21 protein-coding genes are annotated in these 18,680 nt (G+C 68.8%); 19 read left to right on the top strand and 2 right to left on the bottom strand.

Translation table 11 applies throughout. From position 1 onward, the window contains the following. The first annotated feature begins 429 nt into the window (after positions 1 to 429). The 5 genes from D1648_RS18445 (at position 430) to tuf (ending at position 6,662) form a co-directional block, all read left to right on the top strand. Positions 430 to 1,704, top strand: coding sequence for a resuscitation-promoting factor (locus D1648_RS18445; protein WP_122942625.1), 1,275 nt, complete (start codon positions 430 to 432; stop codon positions 1,702 to 1,704). 561 nt (positions 1,705 to 2,265) lie between these two features. Next, positions 2,266 to 2,640, top strand: coding sequence for a 30S ribosomal protein S12 (rpsL, locus tag D1648_RS13305; RefSeq protein WP_053917140.1), 375 nt, complete (start codon positions 2,266 to 2,268; stop codon positions 2,638 to 2,640). Beyond that, positions 2,640 to 3,110 carry a 30S ribosomal protein S7 gene (gene rpsG, locus D1648_RS13300; protein WP_010550341.1) on the top strand — a complete coding sequence of 157 codons (471 nt, stop codon included), beginning with the start codon at positions 2,640 to 2,642 and terminating at the stop codon, positions 3,108 to 3,110. The genes rpsL and rpsG overlap by 1 nt, the downstream gene beginning before the upstream one ends. A 92-nt stretch (positions 3,111 to 3,202) precedes the next feature. Continuing rightward, positions 3,203 to 5,350 carry an elongation factor G gene (gene fusA / locus D1648_RS13295; RefSeq protein ID WP_122942622.1) on the top strand — a complete coding sequence of 716 codons (2,148 nt, stop codon included), beginning with the start codon at positions 3,203 to 3,205 and terminating at the stop codon, positions 5,348 to 5,350. 124 nt (positions 5,351 to 5,474) lie between these two features. Further along, entirely contained in the window at positions 5,475 to 6,662 is a 1,188-nt protein-coding gene (gene tuf / locus D1648_RS13290) for an elongation factor Tu (protein WP_122942620.1), read from the top strand. Positions 6,663 to 7,107: 445 nt separating this feature from the next. Here tuf and D1648_RS13285 read toward each other — a convergent pair whose 3' ends face one another. Continuing rightward, on the bottom strand, positions 7,108 to 7,965 hold the full coding sequence (locus tag D1648_RS13285; protein WP_122942618.1) for a general stress protein: 858 nt from the start codon (positions 7,963 to 7,965) through the stop codon (positions 7,108 to 7,110). Positions 7,966 to 8,125: 160 nt separating this feature from the next. Here D1648_RS13285 and ngcE point away from each other — a divergent pair, with 160 nt between their 5' ends. The 14 genes from ngcE to rpsQ all read left to right on the top strand — a co-directional run bounded on the left by ngcE (position 8,126) and on the right by rpsQ (position 17,805). Further along, positions 8,126 to 9,598 carry an N-acetylglucosamine/diacetylchitobiose ABC transporter substrate-binding protein gene (gene ngcE / locus D1648_RS13280; RefSeq protein WP_122943325.1) on the top strand — a complete coding sequence of 491 codons (1,473 nt, stop codon included), beginning with the start codon at positions 8,126 to 8,128 and terminating at the stop codon, positions 9,596 to 9,598. Beyond that, positions 9,598 to 10,605 (top strand): carbohydrate ABC transporter permease, encoded by a 1,008-nt coding sequence (locus tag D1648_RS13275; RefSeq protein ID WP_122942617.1) that lies wholly within the window; start codon positions 9,598 to 9,600, stop codon positions 10,603 to 10,605. Before ngcE ends, D1648_RS13275 begins: the two co-directional genes overlap by 1 nt. Further along, entirely contained in the window at positions 10,602 to 11,498 is an 897-nt protein-coding gene (locus D1648_RS13270) for a carbohydrate ABC transporter permease (RefSeq protein ID WP_122942615.1), read from the top strand. The genes D1648_RS13275 and D1648_RS13270 overlap by 4 nt, the downstream gene beginning before the upstream one ends. 607 nt (positions 11,499 to 12,105) lie before the next feature. After that, positions 12,106 to 12,414, top strand: coding sequence for a 30S ribosomal protein S10 (gene rpsJ / locus D1648_RS13265; RefSeq protein WP_015776378.1), 309 nt, complete (start codon positions 12,106 to 12,108; stop codon positions 12,412 to 12,414). An 11-nt stretch (positions 12,415 to 12,425) separates the two neighbouring features. Further along, positions 12,426 to 13,106: a 50S ribosomal protein L3 gene (rplC, locus tag D1648_RS13260; protein ID WP_122943323.1), complete on the top strand. Its 681-nt coding sequence runs from the start codon at positions 12,426 to 12,428 to the stop codon at positions 13,104 to 13,106. A 5-nt stretch (positions 13,107 to 13,111) separates the two neighbouring features. Next, positions 13,112 to 14,059: a 50S ribosomal protein L4 gene (gene rplD, locus D1648_RS13255; protein WP_122942613.1), complete on the top strand. Its 948-nt coding sequence runs from the start codon at positions 13,112 to 13,114 to the stop codon at positions 14,057 to 14,059. Then, on the top strand, positions 14,056 to 14,358 hold the full coding sequence (gene rplW, locus D1648_RS13250) for a 50S ribosomal protein L23 (RefSeq protein WP_122942611.1): 303 nt from the start codon (positions 14,056 to 14,058) through the stop codon (positions 14,356 to 14,358). Before rplD ends, rplW begins: the two co-directional genes overlap by 4 nt. A 46-nt stretch (positions 14,359 to 14,404) precedes the next feature. Then, complete coding sequence (rplB, locus tag D1648_RS13245) at positions 14,405 to 15,241, top strand: 50S ribosomal protein L2 (protein ID WP_122942609.1); 837 nt, start codon at positions 14,405 to 14,407, stop codon at positions 15,239 to 15,241. Positions 15,242 to 15,256: 15 nt separating this feature from the next. Then, positions 15,257 to 15,538 (top strand): 30S ribosomal protein S19, encoded by a 282-nt coding sequence (gene rpsS / locus D1648_RS13240; protein ID WP_010550329.1) that lies wholly within the window; start codon positions 15,257 to 15,259, stop codon positions 15,536 to 15,538. Between the two features lie 52 nt (positions 15,539 to 15,590). Further along, on the top strand, positions 15,591 to 15,944 hold the full coding sequence (gene rplV / locus D1648_RS13235) for a 50S ribosomal protein L22 (RefSeq protein ID WP_010550328.1): 354 nt from the start codon (positions 15,591 to 15,593) through the stop codon (positions 15,942 to 15,944). Between the two features lie 10 nt (positions 15,945 to 15,954). After that, the gene (gene rpsC, locus D1648_RS13230; protein ID WP_122942607.1) at positions 15,955 to 16,791 is read left to right on the top strand and encodes a 30S ribosomal protein S3; all 837 of its coding nucleotides are present in this window, start codon (positions 15,955 to 15,957) and stop codon (positions 16,789 to 16,791) included. Between the two features lie 5 nt (positions 16,792 to 16,796). Beyond that, positions 16,797 to 17,216: a 50S ribosomal protein L16 gene (rplP, locus tag D1648_RS13225; protein WP_053917130.1), complete on the top strand. Its 420-nt coding sequence runs from the start codon at positions 16,797 to 16,799 to the stop codon at positions 17,214 to 17,216. Then, the gene (gene rpmC, locus D1648_RS13220; protein WP_010550325.1) at positions 17,216 to 17,449 is read left to right on the top strand and encodes a 50S ribosomal protein L29; all 234 of its coding nucleotides are present in this window, start codon (positions 17,216 to 17,218) and stop codon (positions 17,447 to 17,449) included. The genes rplP and rpmC overlap by 1 nt, the downstream gene beginning before the upstream one ends. Before the next feature lie 20 nt (positions 17,450 to 17,469). Then, positions 17,470 to 17,805, top strand: a complete 336-nt coding sequence (gene rpsQ, locus D1648_RS13215) for a 30S ribosomal protein S17 (protein WP_122942604.1) — start codon at positions 17,470 to 17,472, stop codon at positions 17,803 to 17,805. A gap of 92 nt (positions 17,806 to 17,897) precedes the next feature. On the opposite strand, the gene D1648_RS13210 is transcribed toward rpsQ, so the two are convergent. Then, complete coding sequence (locus tag D1648_RS13210; RefSeq protein WP_122942602.1) at positions 17,898 to 18,305, bottom strand: hypothetical protein; 408 nt, start codon at positions 18,303 to 18,305, stop codon at positions 17,898 to 17,900. Positions 18,306 to 18,680: the final 375 nt, after the last annotated feature.

Here is an 18,680-nt window from a genome sequence, read left to right as displayed (position 1 = left end):
GACCGAGAACGCCGCGGGGCGGTCCCACCACACGGTGGGGCCGCCCCGCGGCGTCTGCGCACCCGGCCGGCGGCAACCCCTGACAGCGCACCCGCGTCGTCGGGCGAGCGCGGACGGGCAGGGGCGGGCGGATACGTGGCCCAGGTCGCCTCCGCGCCATCCTCCAGGCACCTCGGCGTGACCTGTCGGACGCCGAACTTCACGAGACGGTAAAGGCCTCGTGGGCGCTTGTCCAAAGTCCGGTCCGTCCCCTTACGTCATCCCGAGAAGAACGGAAGCATGGCTTCCGGCAGTTCCCGCGCGACCTTTCCTGATGCACCTCTCCGTGATGGTGCGCGCGTGCCGGAGCTGCAGATCCCGCCGAGCGGGGTCCGAAGCTCAGGGAACGACACGCGAACGCCGCACGTGCGGCAGGGAACAGGTGGAACAGTGAAGAAGACTCCGTGGATCGTCGGCGCCGCGACCGTGTGCGTCGTGGCCGTGGGTGGAGGCGGCACCGCCTTCGCGATGTCCAACGAGGCCCAGATCAGCGCCTACGGCGAGGAGTCCGCGGTCCGCGTCTTCTCCCAGCCCACCGTCGGCGACCTCCTCGCCGCGCAGGGCATCGAGGTCAAGGACACCGACCTCGTGACCCCGGGCCTCGAGGAGCTCGTCACCGACGGCATCGACATCCAGGTCGTCCAGCGCACCCCCGTCACCATCACGATCGACGGCGAGGACCAGGAGCTGCTCACCACCGGTGACACCGTCGCCGACGCGCTCGCGGAGACCGACTACGAGGCCGAGGGCGCGAAGATCAGCCCCGAGCCCGAGACCGCCCTCGACGACACCGACGGCCAGGTCTCCGTGGTCACCCAGAAGACGGTCACCTTCGTCGGCCAGTACGGCAAGGACACCTTCGACGTCACCGCCCTCACCGTGGGCGAGGCGATGGAGAAGGTGCTCGGCAACATCGAGGACACCGACAAGGCCGACGTCCCCCGCGACGAGCTGCTCGAGGACGGCGAGACCTACACGGTCCAGCGCATCCGCGAGAAGGAGCGCACGGAGTCCGAGGAGATCCCGTTCGAGACGAAGACCGTCGAGGACGACTCCCTCACCGAGGGCACCACGAATACGAAGACCGAGGGCAAGGTCGGCGAGACCGAGAAGGTCTACACCGACAAGGTCGTCGACGGCGAGGTGACCGACTCCGAGCTGGTCTCCGAGGAGGTCGTCGCCGAGCCCGTCACCCAGGTCGTCGTCAAGGGCACCAAGCCGGCCCCCGAGCCGGAGCCCGAGGTCGAGGAGGCCCCGTCGGCCCAGAAGACCGAGAAGCGCGAGTCGGACACCAAGTCCAACCGCAGCTCCGAGCGCAGCTCCACGGAGGACTCCGACTCCTCGTCGAAGTCGGAGTCGAAGTCCGAGTCCACGTCCGACTCCGGCAACACCGGCGCCTCCGCCCCGGCCGCCGCCTCGGGCGGGGTGTGGGATCGCCTCGCCCAGTGCGAGTCCGGCGGCAACTGGTCCATCAACACCGGCAACGGCTACTACGGCGGCATCCAGTTCAACCAGCAGACCTGGGCTGCCTACGGCGGTACGAAGTACGCCTCCCGCGCCGATCTCGCCACCCGCGAGCAGCAGATCGACATCGCCAAGAAGGTCCAGGCCAACCAGGGCTGGGGCGCCTGGCCCTCCTGCACCTCCCAGCTCGGCATCCGCTGACCTGCTGATCGACGTATCGCGAGGGACGAGAGATAGGAGATCAGCGCAAGAACGCTGCTGATCGACCGCACGGTCATCTCCACCGCCGACGAGCGCGCCGCCCACGAGGGCGGCGCGCTCGTCGCGTCCTGCGCGGCTTACCTCGCCCGTTCGCCCCGATGCAAGCTCCAGGCCACATGCCGTCATGTGATCTGCGTCGGAAGACTCCGGAAGCTTTGACCCTGCCGCGCGGGCGTCAGTAGAATCTGTGACGCGTCCGGAGTGCCCTCTGGTCGTGACCGGGACAGGACCGCCGCTCCACGGAGCGGCGGGGGAGTCCCCCGCGAGGAGCGGATCCTCGCGGCGTGCCCGAAAGCGAGAAGGCGGCCAGGCCCGGCCCCGGCCCGCGGGCACCGATCACGGTCCTCCAGGACGCCCGGCAGGTGCCATCACCTGGCGGGCGGGTCGACCCGCCGAGCCCCGGGCCATGGGGCGGCGGATCGGGTCGCAGGCCGCGCGAGCGGTCGAAGAAGTCGATCCAGCGGGACGAACAGTCCCGGTGGCCGAACAGGAAGAGAAGCTGTGCCCACTATCCAGCAGCTGGTGCGCAAGGGGCGGGACGCCCGGTCGTCCGCCTCGAAGACGCCTGCGCTCAAGGGGTCTCCCCAGCGCCGCGGCGTCTGCACGCGCGTCTACACCCAGACCCCCAAGAAGCCGAACTCCGCGCTGCGCAAGATCGCGCGCGTGAAGCTCTCCACCGGCGTCGAGGTCACCGCCTACATCCCCGGTGAGGGTCACAACCTGCAGGAGCACTCGATCGTGCTCGTCCGCGGCGGCCGTGTGAAGGACCTGCCCGGTGTCCGCTACAAGATCGTGCGAGGCGCCCTGGACACCCAGGCCGTCAAGGGCCGCCAGCAGGCGCGCTCCCGCTACGGCGCGAAGAAGGAGAAGAAGTAATGCCTCGTAAGGGCCCCGCTCCCAAGCGCCAGCTCGTCGTCGACCCGGTCTACGGCTCGCCGATCGTCACCCAGCTCATCAACAAGATCCTCCTGGACGGCAAGAAGACCGTCGCCGAGGGGATCGTCTACGGAGCGCTCGAGGGCGCCCGTGAGAAGAACGGCCAGGACCCGGTCGTCACCCTGAAGAAGGCGCTGGACAACATCCGGCCGTCCCTCGAGGTCCGCTCCCGCCGCGTCGGCGGTGCGACCTACCAGGTGCCGATCGAGGTCAAGCCCGGCCGCTCCACCACCCTCGCGCTGCGCTGGCTGGTCAGCTACTCCCGCGCGCGCCGCGAGAACACCATGACCGAGCGTCTGATGAACGAGATCCTCGACGCCAGCAACGGCCTCGGCGCCGCTGTCAAGCGCCGCGAGGACACTCACAAGATGGCCGAGTCCAACCGGGCCTTCGCTCACTACCGCTGGTGAGAGCACGGTGGGGTCCGCTCCTTCGGGGCGGGCCCCACCGATCGCCTCCCGGCGGCTCCTGCAGCACCCGTTCTCCAGAAAGGCACAAGCCCGTGGCACTCGAAGTGCTCAGCGACCTCACCAAGGTCCGCAACATCGGCATCATGGCTCACATCGATGCCGGCAAGACCACCACGACCGAGCGCATCCTCTTCTACACCGGCGTGAACTACAAGATGGGCGAGACCCATGACGGCGCCGGCACGATGGACTGGATGGAGCAGGAGAAGGAGCGCGGCATCACGATCACGTCGGCCGCGACGACCTGCTACTGGCACGACAACCAGATCAACATCATCGACACCCCCGGCCACGTCGACTTCACCGTCGAGGTGGAGCGCTCGCTCCGCGTGCTCGACGGCGCCGTCGCGGTGTTCGACGGCAAGGAGGGCGTGGAGCCCCAGTCGGAGACCGTCTGGCGCCAGGCCGACAAGTACGACGTCCCCCGCATCTGCTTCGTCAACAAGATGGACAAGCTGGGCGCCGACTTCTTCTTCACCGTGAAGACGATCGTCGACCGCCTCGGCGCGAAGCCGCTGGTCATGCAGGTCCCGATCGGCGCGGAGAACGACTTCCGCGGCGTCGTCGATCTCGTCGAGATGAAGGCCTACGAGTGGCCCGAGACGCTCGAGGAGGACATGAAGGCGATCAACTCCAAGAAGGGTGATCCGGCGCTCGGCCAGTGGCAGCGCGAGATCCCGATCCCGGAGGACCTCCAGGACACCGTCGACGAGTACCGCGCCAAGCTCGTCGAGGACGTCGCCGAGAGCTCCGAGGAGCTCATGGACAAGTACCTCGAGGACGGCGACCTCACGGTCGAGGAGCTGAAGGCCGGCATCCGCCGGCTCACCATCTCCTCGGAGGCCTACCCGGTCTTCTGCGGCACCGCCTTCAAGAACAAGGGCGTCCAGCCCGTCCTGAACGGTGTCGTCGACTACCTGCCCTCGCCGCTGGACGTGCCCGACATGGTCGGCCACAAGCCGGGCGACGAGTCGGTCGAGCTGACCCGCGCCGCGGACTGGGACGCGCCGTTCTCGGGTCTCGCGTTCAAGGTCGCCGCGCACCCGTTCTTCGGGTCGCTCACCTACGTCCGCGTCTACTCGGGCCAGGTCAAGCAGGGCGAGCAGATCCTCAACGCCACCACCGGCAAGAAGGAGCGCGTCGGGAAGCTCTTCCAGATGCACTCCAACAAGGAGAACCCCGTCGACGAGGCCTTCGCCGGCCACATCTACGCGTTCATCGGCCTGAAGGACACCACCACCGGTGACACCCTGACCGATTCGGCGAACCCGATCCAGCTGGAGTCGATGAGCTTCCCGGAGCCCGTGATCTCCGTGGCCATCGAGCCCAAGACCAAGGGCGACCAGGAGAAGCTGGGCGTGGCCATCCAGAAGCTCGCCAAGGAGGATCCGACCTTCCAGGTGGAGCTCGACGAGGAGACCGGCCAGACCGTCATCCGCGGCATGGGCGAGCTGCACCTCGACGTGCTCGTGGACCGCATGCGCCGCGAGTTCAACGTCGAGGCGAACATCGGCAAGCCGCAGGTGGCCTACCGCGAGACGATCAAGCGGACGGTGGAGAAGTTCGACTTCACCCACAAGAAGCAGACCGGCGGCTCCGGCCAGTTCGCGAAGGTCCAGATCACCTTCGGCCCGCTGACCGATGCCGAGGACGGCGTGTTCTACGAGTTCGAGAACAAGGTCACCGGCGGTCGCATCCCGCGCGAGTACATCCCGAGCGTGGACGCGGGCATCCAGGACGCCCTCCAGGGCGGCATCATGGCCGGCTACCCGGTCGTGAACGTGAAGGCCACGCTGCTCGACGGCGCCTACCACGACGTCGACTCCTCGGAGATGGCCTTCAAGATCGCCGGCTCCATGGCGGCCAAGGAGGCCCTGCGCAAGGCGCAGCCGGTCCTCCTCGAGCCGCTCATGGACGTCGAGGTCCGTACTCCTGAGGAGTACATGGGAGATGTCATCGGCGACCTGAACTCGCGTCGCGGGCAGGTCCAGTCGATGGAGGACGCGAGCGGGGTCAAGATCGTCCGTGCTCTCGTCCCGCTGTCGGAGATGTTCGGGTACGTCGGCGACCTGCGGTCCAAGACCCAGGGTCGCGCGATGTACACGATGCAGTTCGACAGCTACGCGGAGGTCCCGTCCAGCATCGCTGACGAGATCGTCGCGAAGACCCGGGGCGAGTGAGAGGCCGGGGGAGCAGGTAGGCTCCTTCTCCTGTTCCCCCGCTTCCCTCGGAACCCTTCCTCGCGGAGGGGATCCGATCCCGATCCAGAAGTACCACGAGAAGAAGTCCTAGGAGGACACCACAATGGCCAAGGCCAAGTTCGAGCGGACCAAGCCGCACGTCAACATCGGCACCATCGGTCACGTCGACCACGGCAAGACCACGCTGAGCGCCGCGATCTCCAAGGTCCTGTACGACAAGTTCCCGGAGCTCAACGAGAAGCGTGACTTCGACACGATCGACAACGCGCCCGAGGAGAAGCAGCGCGGCATCACGATCAACGTCTCGCACATCGAGTACGAGACCGACAAGCGCCACTACGCGCACGTCGACGCGCCCGGCCACGCCGACTACGTGAAGAACATGATCACCGGTGCGGCGCAGATGGACGGCGCCATCCTCGTGGTCGCCGCCACCGACGGCCCCATGGCCCAGACCCGTGAGCACGTGCTGCTCGCGAAGCAGGTCGGCGTCCCCTACCTGCTCGCCGCTCTCAACAAGTCCGACATGGTCGAGGACGAGGAGATCCTCGAGCTCGTCGAGATGGAGGTCCGCGAGATGCTGGGCTCCCAGGGCTTCGACGAGGAGGCGCCGGTCATCCAGGTCTCCGCGCTCAAGGCGCTCGAGGGCGACCCCAAGTGGGTCAAGTCCGTCGAGGACCTCATGGACGCGGTGGACGAGAAGATCCCGGACCCGGTCCGTGACCTCGACCAGCCCTTCCTCATGCCGATCGAGGACGTCTTCACGATCCAGGGTCGCGGCACCGTCGTCACCGGCAAGGTGGACCGCGGCAAGCTCGCGATCAACTCCGAGATCGAGATCGTCGGCATCCGTGCGCCCCAGAAGACCACGGTCACCGGCATCGAGATGTTCCACAAGCAGATGGACGAGGCGTGGGCCGGCGAGAACTGCGGCCTGCTGCTCCGCGGCACCAAGCGCGAGGACGTCGAGCGCGGCCAGGTCGTGGTGAAGCCGGGCTCCATCACCCCGCACACCAACTTCGAGGCGCAGGTCTACATCCTGTCCAAGGACGAGGGCGGCCGCCACAACCCGTTCTACTCGAACTACCGTCCGCAGTTCTACTTCCGGACCACCGACGTCACCGGCGTCATCACGCTGCCCGAGGGCACCGAGATGGTCATGCCCGGCGACAACACCGAGATGACGGTCGAGCTCATCCAGCCGATCGCCATGGAGGAGGGCCTCGGCTTCGCCATCCGTGAGGGTGGCCGCACCGTGGGCTCCGGCCGCGTCACCAAGATCATCAAGTGATCTGAGCGGGCCAGCGCCCGCTGACGCGGCTCGCCCCTCCGGGGCGCCGCGCACAGGAAGGCCCCGCACCGGTTCGCCGGTGCGGGGCCTTCCCCATGCCCGGACGGCGCTGCCGATGATGCGGTGGGAGGCCGCTGCAGCGCGGCGCCGAGGGGTTCGTCGATGGTCCGTGCCACCTCACCCGCTCCGGCGTGCCCCGGGTCGCTGTGTCTGGTCATCTGCTGGCGCATGGCGTCCCACTACGGCTATATGGCCGTACTGGGACGCCATGCGCCAGCACCTGACCATCGGCCCGCTCCCGCCCCGAGCGCTCCCGCCCCGGGCGCGCCCGCCCGAGCGCTCCCGCCCGCGACTCCGTCCCGCCCGGGGAGGACCTCCGCCCGTGCGGCACGATGCCCCCGTGCCGAGGCTCTCGGCGCGGGGGCATCGTGGGGGTCGGTGCTGCTCAGCGCTCCGGGGCGTCGTCCTGGCGGGCTCCGGCGGCAGGCGGGCGGCCCTCGCCGGGAGCGGCGCCGTCGGCGGGGGAGTCCTGCGGGGGAGTGCTCGCCGGCCGCCCGAAGCTCGGGCGGTGCGGGCGCGCCTCCGGCGCCGTCCCCTCCTGGGCGGCGGGAGCGCCGTACCGACCGCTCGTCGTCTGCGAGCCCGGTGCCGCCTGCTGAGCCGCCGCGCCCTGAGCCGCCGCGCCCTGCGCCGCGGAGGGCGCTCCGTATCCGGCCGAGGGGGAGGGAGCGGAGGTGCCGAAGCGACCCGCGGCCTGCGGGGAGACGGGAACCGGCCCCGTGGCGGGCGTCGGGGCGTGTGCCGGCGCGGCTCCGGTCTCCGCGAGGATCTGCCGGGCCTGCTGGGCGTGCTTGTGCTCCACCAGCAGCTCGTACTGCATCGGGATGGTGGCGGTCATCGAGGTGAAGTCGCGCTTCCCGCCGGTCATCGCGTAGCCGATCACCGACCAGACGGTGAAGAACACGATGCCCATCAGCACGCTCGAGATCACGATCATCAGGTCACCGGGCGTGATCAGCATGAACAGCAGCCCCAGGAACAGGCCCATCCACAGGCCCGAGAGCACGCCCTGACCGATCACCTTCGGCCAGGTGCGCCGGCCGGTCACCCGCTCCATGAGCTTCAGATCGGTGCCCACGATCAGAGTGGACTGCACCGGGAACTCGCGATCGGCGAGCGTGTCGACGACGGACTGCACCTCCTGGTACGTGCTGTACACGCCCAGGGAGCGCGGGTACTCGAGGTCGTACAGGCGCGCGGTGAGTGGCGATGCCGGGCGGTGGCTCTGCGGGGGCTGGCTCATGGCGCCCACGGTAGACCAGGCGCCCCGGAGTCCGCTGGGCACCGGCAGATCACGATCTGGGAGCGGGCGCGCCGAAATGCAGGACAGCAGTGTGAAAGGTACTACGCTCCACATCAGCACTCGTTATTCACCGACGAACAACGACCGGAGCGTGACCACCATGTCCACCCAGCACGAATCCCCCGAGAGCTCCACCGAGTCCCTCGAGACCCCGCTCGACCGGCTCGCCGCATCGCGCCGTCGCTTCCTCTCCCTCGCCTCCCTGGGCACCGGCGCGGTCGCGCTGAGCGCCTGCGCGACCGGCGGCGGCGGGGACGACGACGACAGCGGCGGCGACGTCGCCGAGGGCGGTGGGGAGGTCTCCGACGACAACCCCTTCGGCGTGGATCCCTCGAAGCCCGTCGAGGTCGTCATCTTCGACGGCGGCTACGGCGACCAGTACGCCAAGGACGCCGGCGAGGCGATGGCAGCCCTGCACGAGGGCATCGAGGTCAACGTCAGCTCGACCGTCGACATCCAGCCGGAGCTGCAGCCCCGCTTCGTCGCGGGCGAGCCGCCGGATCTCTACGACAACTCCGGCGCCCAGTCGATGAACACCGCGGCGCTGGTGAGCGAGGGGCAGCTCTCCGATCTCGCGGCCCTCATCCAGGCGCCCTCGCTGGACGGCGGCACCGTGGAGGACTCGCTCCTGCCCGGCGCTCTCGAGCCCGGCACCTACTCGGGCACCCTCTACTCCCTGAACTACGTCTACACGGTCTTCGCCCTGTGGTACTCGGCCAAGCAGTTCGAGGAGAAGGGCTGGTCCGCCCCGGTCACCTGGGAGGACGTCATGACCATCGGCGAGGAGGCGAAGAAGGAGAAGCTCTCGCTCTTCGCCTACGGCGGGCAGAACGCCGCCGACTACTACCACACCCTCGCGATCTCGATGGCGGTCAAGGAGGGCGGCCCCGAGGTCGCGACGATGCTGGACAAGCTCGACGCAGGCGCCTACGAGCAGGACGCCGTGGTGAAGGCCTTCGCCGCGATCGAGGAGGCCGTGAAGGCGGACTTCTTCCTCCCCGGCGGCTCGGGCATCAAGCACACCGACGCCCAGGCCCAGTGGGTCAGCGGCAAGGCCGTGATGTACCCCTCGGGCTCGTGGATCGAGAACGAGCAGAAGGGCGTCACCCCGGAGGACTACGAGATGACCGGCTGCCCCGAGCCGCAGCTCAGCTCCTCGGCGGCCATGCCGGCCGAGGCCATCCACGGCACCGCCGGGGAGCCCTTCCAGGTGCCCGCCCAGGCGAAGAACGGCGCGGGCGGTCTCGAGTTCCTGCGCGTGATGCTCTCCAAGGAGCAGGCGCAGAACTTCGCGAAGGTCACCTCCTCGACGACCGTCGTCAAGGACTCGGTGCCCGACGACGCCTTCGGCTCGACGGCCCTCGCCTCGGTCAACGAGATGATCAAGGCCGCCGGCGAGAACGTCTACACCTGGAACTTCACGGACTGGTACAACCTCGGCACGGACTTCAAGCCGCTGTGGAACGAGTTCCTCAACGGCGACATCGGCGCCGACGAGGCCCGCGAGCGCTCTCAGGAGCTGGTCGACGGGGTCCGTGAGGACGACAGCGTCGACAAGTTCGACGTCGAGTGATGACGGCAGTCCCCACGACGCTCGAGAGCCCGTCGTCCGACGCATCGGCACCTCGCCGGCGCGTCGGGCGGCGGCCCTCCGCGTCCCGCCTCCTGTTCTTCGCGGTCTTCCTCGGGGTGCCGCTGCTCGTCTACATCGTCTTCGTCGTCTCGCCGTTCCTGCAGGCGTTCTACTACTCCCTGACCAGCTGGCGGGGCGTGAGCGGGAACGCCGACTTCATCGGTCTGGACAACTACCGGACGATCTTCGCGGACCCGGTGTACCGCAAGGCGCTGGCGAACAACCTGCTGCTGATGATCATCCTGCCCACGGTGACGATCACCCTCGCGTTCATCCTCGCGGTGATGGTGACGATCGGCGGCGACTCCCGCGGCGAGATCCGAGGCATCAAGGGGGCGAGCATCTACCGCGTGGTGAGCTTCTTCCCCTACGTGCTGCCCGCGGTCGTGATCGGCATCCTCTTCGCCTTCATCTACTCGCCCAACGGCGGGCTGCTGAACGGCGTCCTGAACCTCCCCGTCGGCCTGCTGAACCAGCTCGGCGCGGACATCGACCCCATCGGCCTCGCCTGGCTGGGGGAGCGGCGCTTCGCCCTGGCCGCGATCATCGCGGCGGTCGTGTGGTCGCTCGTCGGCTTCTACATGGTGCTGTTCGTCGCCGCGATCAAGGCCATCCCCTCGGAGACCATCGAGGCGGCCCGTCTCGACGGCGCGGGGCGTGCGCGGCTCGCGTTCCAGGTGGTGCTCCCGCAGATCCGCGAGAACGTCTCCACGGCGGTGGTCTACATGGGGATCATGGCGCTGGACATGTTCGTCTACATCTCCGTCATGACGCCCTCGGGCGGGATCGGCAAGAGCACAGAGGTCGTCTCCCGCTATCTCTACGAGACGGCGTTCGCCCGCTCCCAGTTCGGCCTCGCCTCCGCCATGGGCGTGGTCCTGGCGCTGGTGACGATGCTGATGGCCGTGGTGGTCCTGTTCGCCTCCCGGTCGAAGGAGGACCGATGAGCACCACCACCGACACCCGAGCGGAGACCGGCACGCAGGTGACTCCCCGTGAGCACCCCCGCAGCCGTGGCGACCGCGCGTTCTCCACGATCGCCCACATCGTCCTGATCGCCTGGGCGCTCGTGGTGATCCTGCCGCTGCTGTGGACCTTCTACAGCTCGTTCAAGACCTCCGGGGAGATCCTGCTCTCGCCGTTCGCGCCCCCGTCCTCGCTGAACCTCGACAACTTCGTCACGGCGTGGAACGAGGCCGGCATCGGCAGGTTCTTCTTCAACACGATCATCGTCGTGGGCGGGGCGCTGGTGCTGGTCATGCTGCTGGGCGCGATGTGCGCCTACGTGCTGGCCCGCTTCGAGTTCCCCGGTCGGCGGCTCATCTACTACGGCATGATCGCGGGGCTCACGTTCCCGATCTTCCTCGCGGTGGTGCCGCTGTTCTTCGTGCTGCAGAACATGGGGCTGCGCGGCACCTATCTCGGGCTGATCCTGGCCTATGTCGGGTTCGCGCTCCCGTTCACGGTGTTCTTCCTCTACGCCTTCTTCCGGCAGCTGCCGGAAGAGGTCTCCGAGGCCGCGGCCATCGACGGCGCGGGGGACTTCCGCACCTTCTTCCAGATCATGCTGCCGCTGGCCGCGCCCGGCCTGATGAGCGTCACGATCTTCAACTTCCTGGGGCTGTGGAACCAGTACCTGCTCCCGGTGGTGCTGAACACGGACGGGGACAAGTACGTCCTCGCCCAGGGGCTCAAGAGCCTCCAGGCCCAGCAGGGCTATGAATCGGACTGGGGCGCGATGTTCGCCTCGGTGACCATCACGATCCTGCCGGTGATGATCGTCTACGCGATCTTCCAGCGGCAGCTCCAGGGCGGTCTCGGGCCGAGCACGAACAAGTGAGGCCCAGCCCGGACCGCGCACGCGGGACGGGGAGGGCATCGAGGGCCGGGCCGCGGGGGCGCGCACGTCGCGCCGTCGCGGCCCGGCCCTCTGCCCGCCAGGGGAGCTCCGTCTGCCCCGGCCCTCCGCCTGCCCCGGCACTTCCGCCGCCTCCGGCCCGCCCCGCGGCCGGGGGAACGGTCAGGTGCTGGCGCCTGGCGTCCCGCTGTGCCCATATAGGCGTACTGGTACGCCCTGCGCCAGTAGGTGACCATCGCCCGCTGCCGGCCGGCCCCGGCACCCTCGTTGTGACGGGGTGCACGGCCCTCTCCCTTGTCGTGCCCTGCGCATGTCTGGCAGACTGTTCGAGTTGTCTGCGCGGGCCGACATGCCCGGTTCCGTTCTCCGAGGAACTCCTCGGCGAATGATCACCGGATGAGGTCCGTCCCGAGGATGCGAACTGCACCATCGTGCAGAGCGCGCATCAGAGGTAGGGATCCGACGCAGAAGCAGCCGATCCACGGCGGTCCCGTGCTGGGCTCGTGTGCCCCGCACAGGCCGACACGCCCGTCCTCGGGTACCGGGGAGAGGCCGCATCCATGCCAGACGAGAAGAGAGACAGGACGCCATGGCGGGACAGAAGATCCGCATCCGGCTCAAGTCGTACGACCACGAGGTGATCGACAGCTCGGCGCGCAAGATCGTCGACACGGTGACCTCCGCGGGCGCGACTGTGGTGGGCCCGGTGCCGCTGCCGACCGAGAAGAACGTGTTCTGCGTGATCCGTTCGCCTCACAAGTACAAGGACTCCCGTGAGCACTTCGAGATGCGCACGCACAAGCGACTGATCGACATCGTCGATCCCACGCCCAAGGCCGTGGACTCGCTCATGCGTCTCGACCTGCCGGCGGACGTCAACATCGAGATCAAGCTCTGAGGGTGGTGGAGATGAGCAACGAACTGACCGGCCAGAAGGCCGCCCCGGTGGCTGGCGTGCTCGGCACCAAGCTCGGCATGACCCAGGTCTGGGACGACAGCGGCAAGCTCGTCCCCGTGACCGTCGTGCAGACCGGCGCGAACGTCGTCACCCAGATCCGCTCCGTCGAGACCGACGGCTACGACGCGGTCCAGATCGCCTACGGGCAGATCGACCCGCGCAAGGTGTCCAAGCCGCTCAAGGGCCACTTCGAGAAGGCCGGCGTGACCCCGCGCCGTCACCTCGTCGAGCTGCGCACCGCCGACGCCGCCGACTACTCGCTCGGCCAGGAGATCGACGCCTCGGTCTTCGAGGCCGGCCAGAAGGTCGACGTCGTGGGCACCTCCAAGGGCAAGGGCACCGCGGGTGTCATGAAGCGTCACGGCTTCGCGGGCGTCAGCGCCACGCACGGCCAGCACCGCAACCACCGCAAGCCCGGCTCCATCGGCGGCGCCTCCACCCCCGGTCGCGTGTTCAAGGGCCAGCGCATGGCTGGCCGCATGGGCGGCGACCGCACCAGTGTCCAGAACCTGACCGTTCACGCGGTCGACGTCGAGAAGGGCCTCGTGCTCGTCAAGGGTGCCGTCCCCGGCCCCAAGGGCGGTCTCGTGCTGGTCCGCTCGGCTGTCAAGACTCCCGCGAAGGAGGCCTGAGCCCGATGGCAGCGAATCTGACCGTCGACGTGCTCGACCCGGCCGGCAAGAAGTCCGGCACCGTCGAGCTGCCTGCGTCGATCTTCGACGTCCAGACCAACGTGGCCCTGATCCACCAGGTCGTCGTCGCCCAGCAGGCGGCGGCCCGCCAGGGCACCCACAAGGCCAAGACCCGCGCCGAGGTGCGCGGCGGCGGCAAGAAGCCCTGGAAGCAGAAGGGCACCGGCCGTGCGCGCCAGGGCTCGCTGCGCGCCCCGCAGTTCACCGGCGGCGGCACCGTCCACGGCCCCGTCCCGCGCGACTACGGCCAGCGCACCCCCAAGAAGATGAAGGCGGCCGCCCTGCGCGGTGCCCTCTCCGACCGGGCCCGCAACGGCCGCGTGCACGTCGTCTCCTCGCTCCTGGCGGGCGAGGCCGCGTCCACCAAGGCCGCGCGCACCACCCTGTCGCACGTCTCCGACCGTCGCCACCTGCTGGTGGTCGTGCGCCGCGACGACGACCTGGGCGCGCTCAGCACGCGCAACCTGCCTGCCGCTCACGTCCTGTACGCGGACCAGGTGAACACCTACGACGTCATGCTCGCCGACGACGTGGTCTTCACCGCCGGTGCGCTCGAGGACTTCGTGGCCCAGGCCTCCCTGAACCTGCCCACCTCGACCTTCGCCGCGGCGAAGTCCGCCGCGTCGGCCCCGGCCGCCGCTGCTGCTCCCGCCGCCGCGCAGGACGCCCCGTTCGGCGAGGGCTCCGCGGCCCCGCTGGCCGACGGCTCCGCCCCCGAGGGCTTCGACATCAAGGGCAACCAGGGCTCGAAGAAGTTCCACACCCCGGACTCCCCGTGGTACGGCCGCACCAAGGCCGAGGTCTGGTTCGCGACGGAGGAGGCCGCCAAGGCCGCCGGGTTCGTGAACGCGGTCAAGGAGTCCGCCTCGTCCGATGAGGAGGCCGCCAAGTGAGCGCGCTGAACAAGGATCCCCGCGACGTCCTGCTGTCCCCGGTCGTCTCCGAGAAGAGCTACGGGCTGATGGACGAGGGCAAGTACACCTTCGTGGTGGCTGCCGACGCCAACAAGACCGAGATCAAGATCGCCGTCGAGAAGATCTTCGACGTGAAGGTCTCCTCGGTGAACACGATCAACCGTCAGGGCAAGGCGCGCCGCACGCGCTTCGGGATGGGCAAGCGCAAGGACACCAAGCGCGCCATCGTGACCCTGACCGACGGAGCCATCGACATCTTCGGAGGGTCGGTCGCCTGAGGCGGCCGATGTCCGAGGAGCCGAAGAGAGTCTGAGGGAAACCCACATGGCAATTCGTAAGAGCAAGCCGACCACTCCCGGTCGTCGCGGCTCGAGTGGCGCCGACTTCGTCGAGGTCACCCGGTCCACGCCGGAGAAGTCCCTGGTGCGCCCGCTGTCCAAGAGCGGCGGCCGCAACAGCAACGGTCGCATCACCTCCCGTCACCGGGGCGGCGGCCACAAGCGGGCCTACCGCGTGATCGACTTCCGCCGTCACGACAAGGACGGCGTCAAGGCCAAGGTCGCTCACATCGAGTACGACCCCAACCGCACCGCGCGCATCGCGCTGCTGCACTACCTGGACGGCGAGAAGCGCTACATCCTCGCGCCGGCCAAGCTGCGTCAGGGCGACTGGATCGAGAACGGTGCCGGGGCCGACATCAAGCCCGGCAACAACCTGCCGCTGCGCAACATCCCGCTGGGCACCGTGGTGCACGCGATCGAGCTCCGCCCCGGCGGCGGCGCGAAGATCGCCCGTTCGGCCGGCGCCTCCGTGCAGCTCGTCGCGAAGGAGGGCCCGTACGCCCAGCTGCGTATGCCCTCCGGCGAGATCCGCAACGTCGACGCCCGCTGCCGCGCCACCATCGGCGAGGTCGGCAACGCCGAGCAGTCCAACATCAACTGGGGCAAGGCCGGCCGCATGCGGTGGAAGGGCAAGCGCCCCCACGTCCGCGGTGTCGTCATGAACCCCGTGGATCACCCCCATGGTGGTGGCGAGGGCCGCACCTCGGGTGGTCGTCATCCGGTGTCGCCCTGGGGTCAGCCCGAGGGCCGTACCCGAAAGCCGGGCAAGGAGAGCGACAAGCTCATCGTGCGCCGGCGTCGGACCGGCAAGAAGCGCTGATAGGGAGAACCGCACATGCCTCGCAGTATTTCCAAGGGCCCGTTCGTGGACGACCACCTGCAGAAGAAGGTGGACGCCCAGAACGAGAAGGGCACCAAGAACCTCATCAAGACCTGGTCGCGTCGTTCGGTGATCACCCCGGACTTCCTCGGCCACACCTTCGCAGTGCACGACGGCCGCAAGCACGTCTCGGTGTTCGTCACCGAGTCGATGGTCGGCCACAAGCTCGGCGAGTTCGCCCCCACGCGGACTTTCAAGGGCCACGAGAAGGACGACAAGAAGGGCCGTCGTCGCTGACGTGATGTCAGCAGCGACTGCACTTCTCGAACTCGAGAGAAAGCAGGAAGCAATGGAAGCCAAGGCGCAGGTGCGGTACCTCCGCATGTCGCCCATGAAGGCTCGCCGCGTTGTGGACCTGATTCGTGGCAAGAGCACGGCCGAGGCCCTGGACACCCTGCGGTTCGCCCCGCAGGCCGCCAGCGAGCCCGTCCTCAAGCTCGTGGAGTCCGCGATCGCCAACGCGCGGGTGAAGGCAGATCAGGCGGGGGAGCGCTTCGACGAGCGCGAGCTCGTCGTGTCCGCCGCATTCGTCGACGAGGGCCCGACCATGAAGCGGTTCCAGCCGCGTGCTCAGGGTCGTGCCTTCCAGATCAAGAAGCGCACCAGCCACGTCACCGTGGTGGTCGCTCCCGTGAACAAGTAAGGAGTCCCGAATGGGCCAGAAGGTCAATCCGAACGGGTTCCGCCTCGGGATCACCACGGAGCACAGCAGCCGGTGGTTCGCCGACTCCTCGAAGGAGGGGCAGCGGTACCGCGACTACGTGAAGGAAGACGTCGCGATCCGCAAGCTCATGTCCGAGGGGCTCGAGCGCGCCGGCATCTCCAAGGTCGAGATCGAGCGCACCCGCGATCGCGTCCGCGTCGATCTCCACACCGCCCGCCCGGGCATCGTCATCGGGCGTCGCGGCGCGGAGGCCGAGCGTCTGCGCGGTGAGCTGGAGAAGCTCACCGGCAAGCAGATCCAGCTGAACATCCTCGAGGTCAAGAACCCCGAGGCCGATGCTCAGCTGGTCGCCCAGGGCATCGCCGAGCAGCTCGCCGCCCGCGTCTCCTTCCGCCGTGCGATGCGCAAGGGCATGCAGTCCGCGCAGCGCGCCGGCGCGAAGGGCATCCGAGTGGCCGTCTCCGGTCGCCTCGGCGGCGCCGAGATGAGCCGCAACGAGTTCTACCGCGAGGGGCGCGTGCCGCTGCACACCCTCCGCGCGAACATCGACTACGGCTTCTACGAGGCCCGCACCGCCTTCGGCCGCATCGGCGTGAAGGTCTGGATCTACAAGGGCGACGTCACCGCCAAGGAGCTCGCGGCCCAGCAGGCCGCCTCGCAGGGTCCCCGCTCCGGCGGCCGCGGCCCGCGTGCTGAGCGCCCGCGGGGCCGTCGCAACGAGCGCAACGCCGCCGCCCGTCGTGAGAACACCGCGTCTGCCCCGCAGACCGCTGCTCCCGCCGAGCAGGCCGCGGCTCCCGCGCAGCAGCCCGGAACGGAGGCCTGAGCGACATGCTGATCCCTCGCAGGACCAAGCACCGCAAGCAGCACCACCCGACCCGCAGCGGCATGGCCAAGGGCGGCACCGAGCTGGCGTTCGGCGACTACGGCATCCAGGCGCTCGCGCCGGCCTACGTCACCAACCGCCAGATCGAGGCGGCTCGTATCGCCATGACCCGCTACATGAAGCGTGGCGGCAAGGTGTTCATCAACATCTACCCCGATCGTCCGCTCACCAAGAAGCCTGCCGAGGTCCGCATGGGCTCCGGCAAGGGTTCGGTCGAGTGGTGGATCGCCAACATCAAGCCGGGACGCGTCATGTTCGAGGTCGCCGGCGTCGAGGAGGAGGTGGCTCGCGAGGCACTGCGCCTGGCGATGCACAAGCTCCCCATGAAGTGCCGCATCCTGAGCCGAGAGAGTGGTGACATCTGATGGCAGCGACCAAGCTCACCGCCGATGAACTCGACAAGCTGGACGACTCCAAGCTGGCCGAGGAACTGGCGAAGGCGAAGGACGAGCTGTTCAAGCTCCGTTTCCAGAACGCCACCGGTCAGCTCGAGAGCTCCGGCCGTCTGCGGTCCGTCAAGAAGGACATCGCACGGATCTACACGATCCTGCGCGAGCGCGAGCTGGGGATCCGTCAGGCGCCCGGCGCCGCCGAGTGACCCCGGAGCGAGGAACAGAGATGACTGAGAAGAATCAGGTCGAGTCCAACGAGGCCGTGGCTGTCGAGGAGCTCGCGAAGGAGGGCGCCCAGGCCTCGTCGGCCGAGCGTCCCTACCGCAAGACCCTGCGCGGCTACGTGGTCTCCGACAAGATGGACAAGACGATCGTGGTCGAGGTCGAGGAGCGTGTGAAGCACGCCCGCTACGGCAAGGTCACGACCAAGACGAGCCGTTTCAAGGCCCATGACGAGGAGAACACCGCCGGCATCGGCGACCGCGTCCTCATCATGGAGACCCGCCCGCTCTCCGCGTCCAAGCGGTGGCGGCTGGTCGAGATCCTCGAGCGCGCCAAGTGATCCGTCGGCGGTCCGCGTGACCGCCGTGGAGCTCTGAGAAGGGCCGGTCCTCCCCACGGGGAGGGCCGGCCCTTCCGCTGTGCGCAGGCACGTCAGCCCCCGAGATGCACGAGCAGCGCGCCCGCGAGCGCGTCCTCCGCCCGGGGCGCTGCGATCTCCCGGGAGCCGCCGCCTGCGAGGCGCAGCTCGACCACGTGCCCGCCGTGCTCCCGGCGCCGCAGCGCGATGAAGGCCCCTCCGAGGGCCTCCCGCAGCTGGTCCGCCCGCGGCAGCCACACGGCCTCGGCCTGCTCGACGGAGTCCAGCGCCCATTCCGTGGTGCCGTTGAAGCGCAGCAGCCGGGTGCCGCTGCGCCCCCTGCCCACCTCGACCACCATCGAGGAGAGCATGAACGACTCCTCGCGCAGCTGCGCGTTGTCGATCGCGAACAGGTCCCCGTCGGCCGGCTCCCAGGCGAGACCCGCGTCCCGCAGCCGGCGTGCCACGTCGATGTCGATCATGGGCCGAATCTACGCTCTCCGCCCGCCGTCCGGCGACGGATCGGGGCGAGGGGGCGCCGGGGACGGGAGAGCAAGCACACACGCCCGAGCCCGCCCCGCAGGGGTGACAGGCACGAGGGCGGCGCGTAGTCTAGGACGGTTGCCGGAGGACTGCGCCCCCGCCGCTCGCGGTGGAGGCGCCGGACTCCGCGGCAGGATCCGGGACACCTGGTCCGTCCTCGCCGGAGACCTCGCACCTGAGGCGAACGCCCCGCGTTCACCACGCCAGTGCCTGAGTCCGGCAGAGGGTTTTTTGGTGCCCGGGGCCCGTCGGCGGCGACGCCCGGTCGTGCAAGCGGCCGACGGCGCCCTCGTGCATGGTCCATATTCCGTTCC

Origin of the sequence: Brachybacterium sp. EE-P12, from assembly GCF_003711805.1 — a bacterium.
Classification (GTDB): domain Bacteria; phylum Actinomycetota; class Actinomycetes; order Actinomycetales; family Dermabacteraceae; genus Brachybacterium.
Note: the sequence above shows the minus strand (reverse complement) of the source record. Positions and strands in the feature narration are given on the sequence as shown.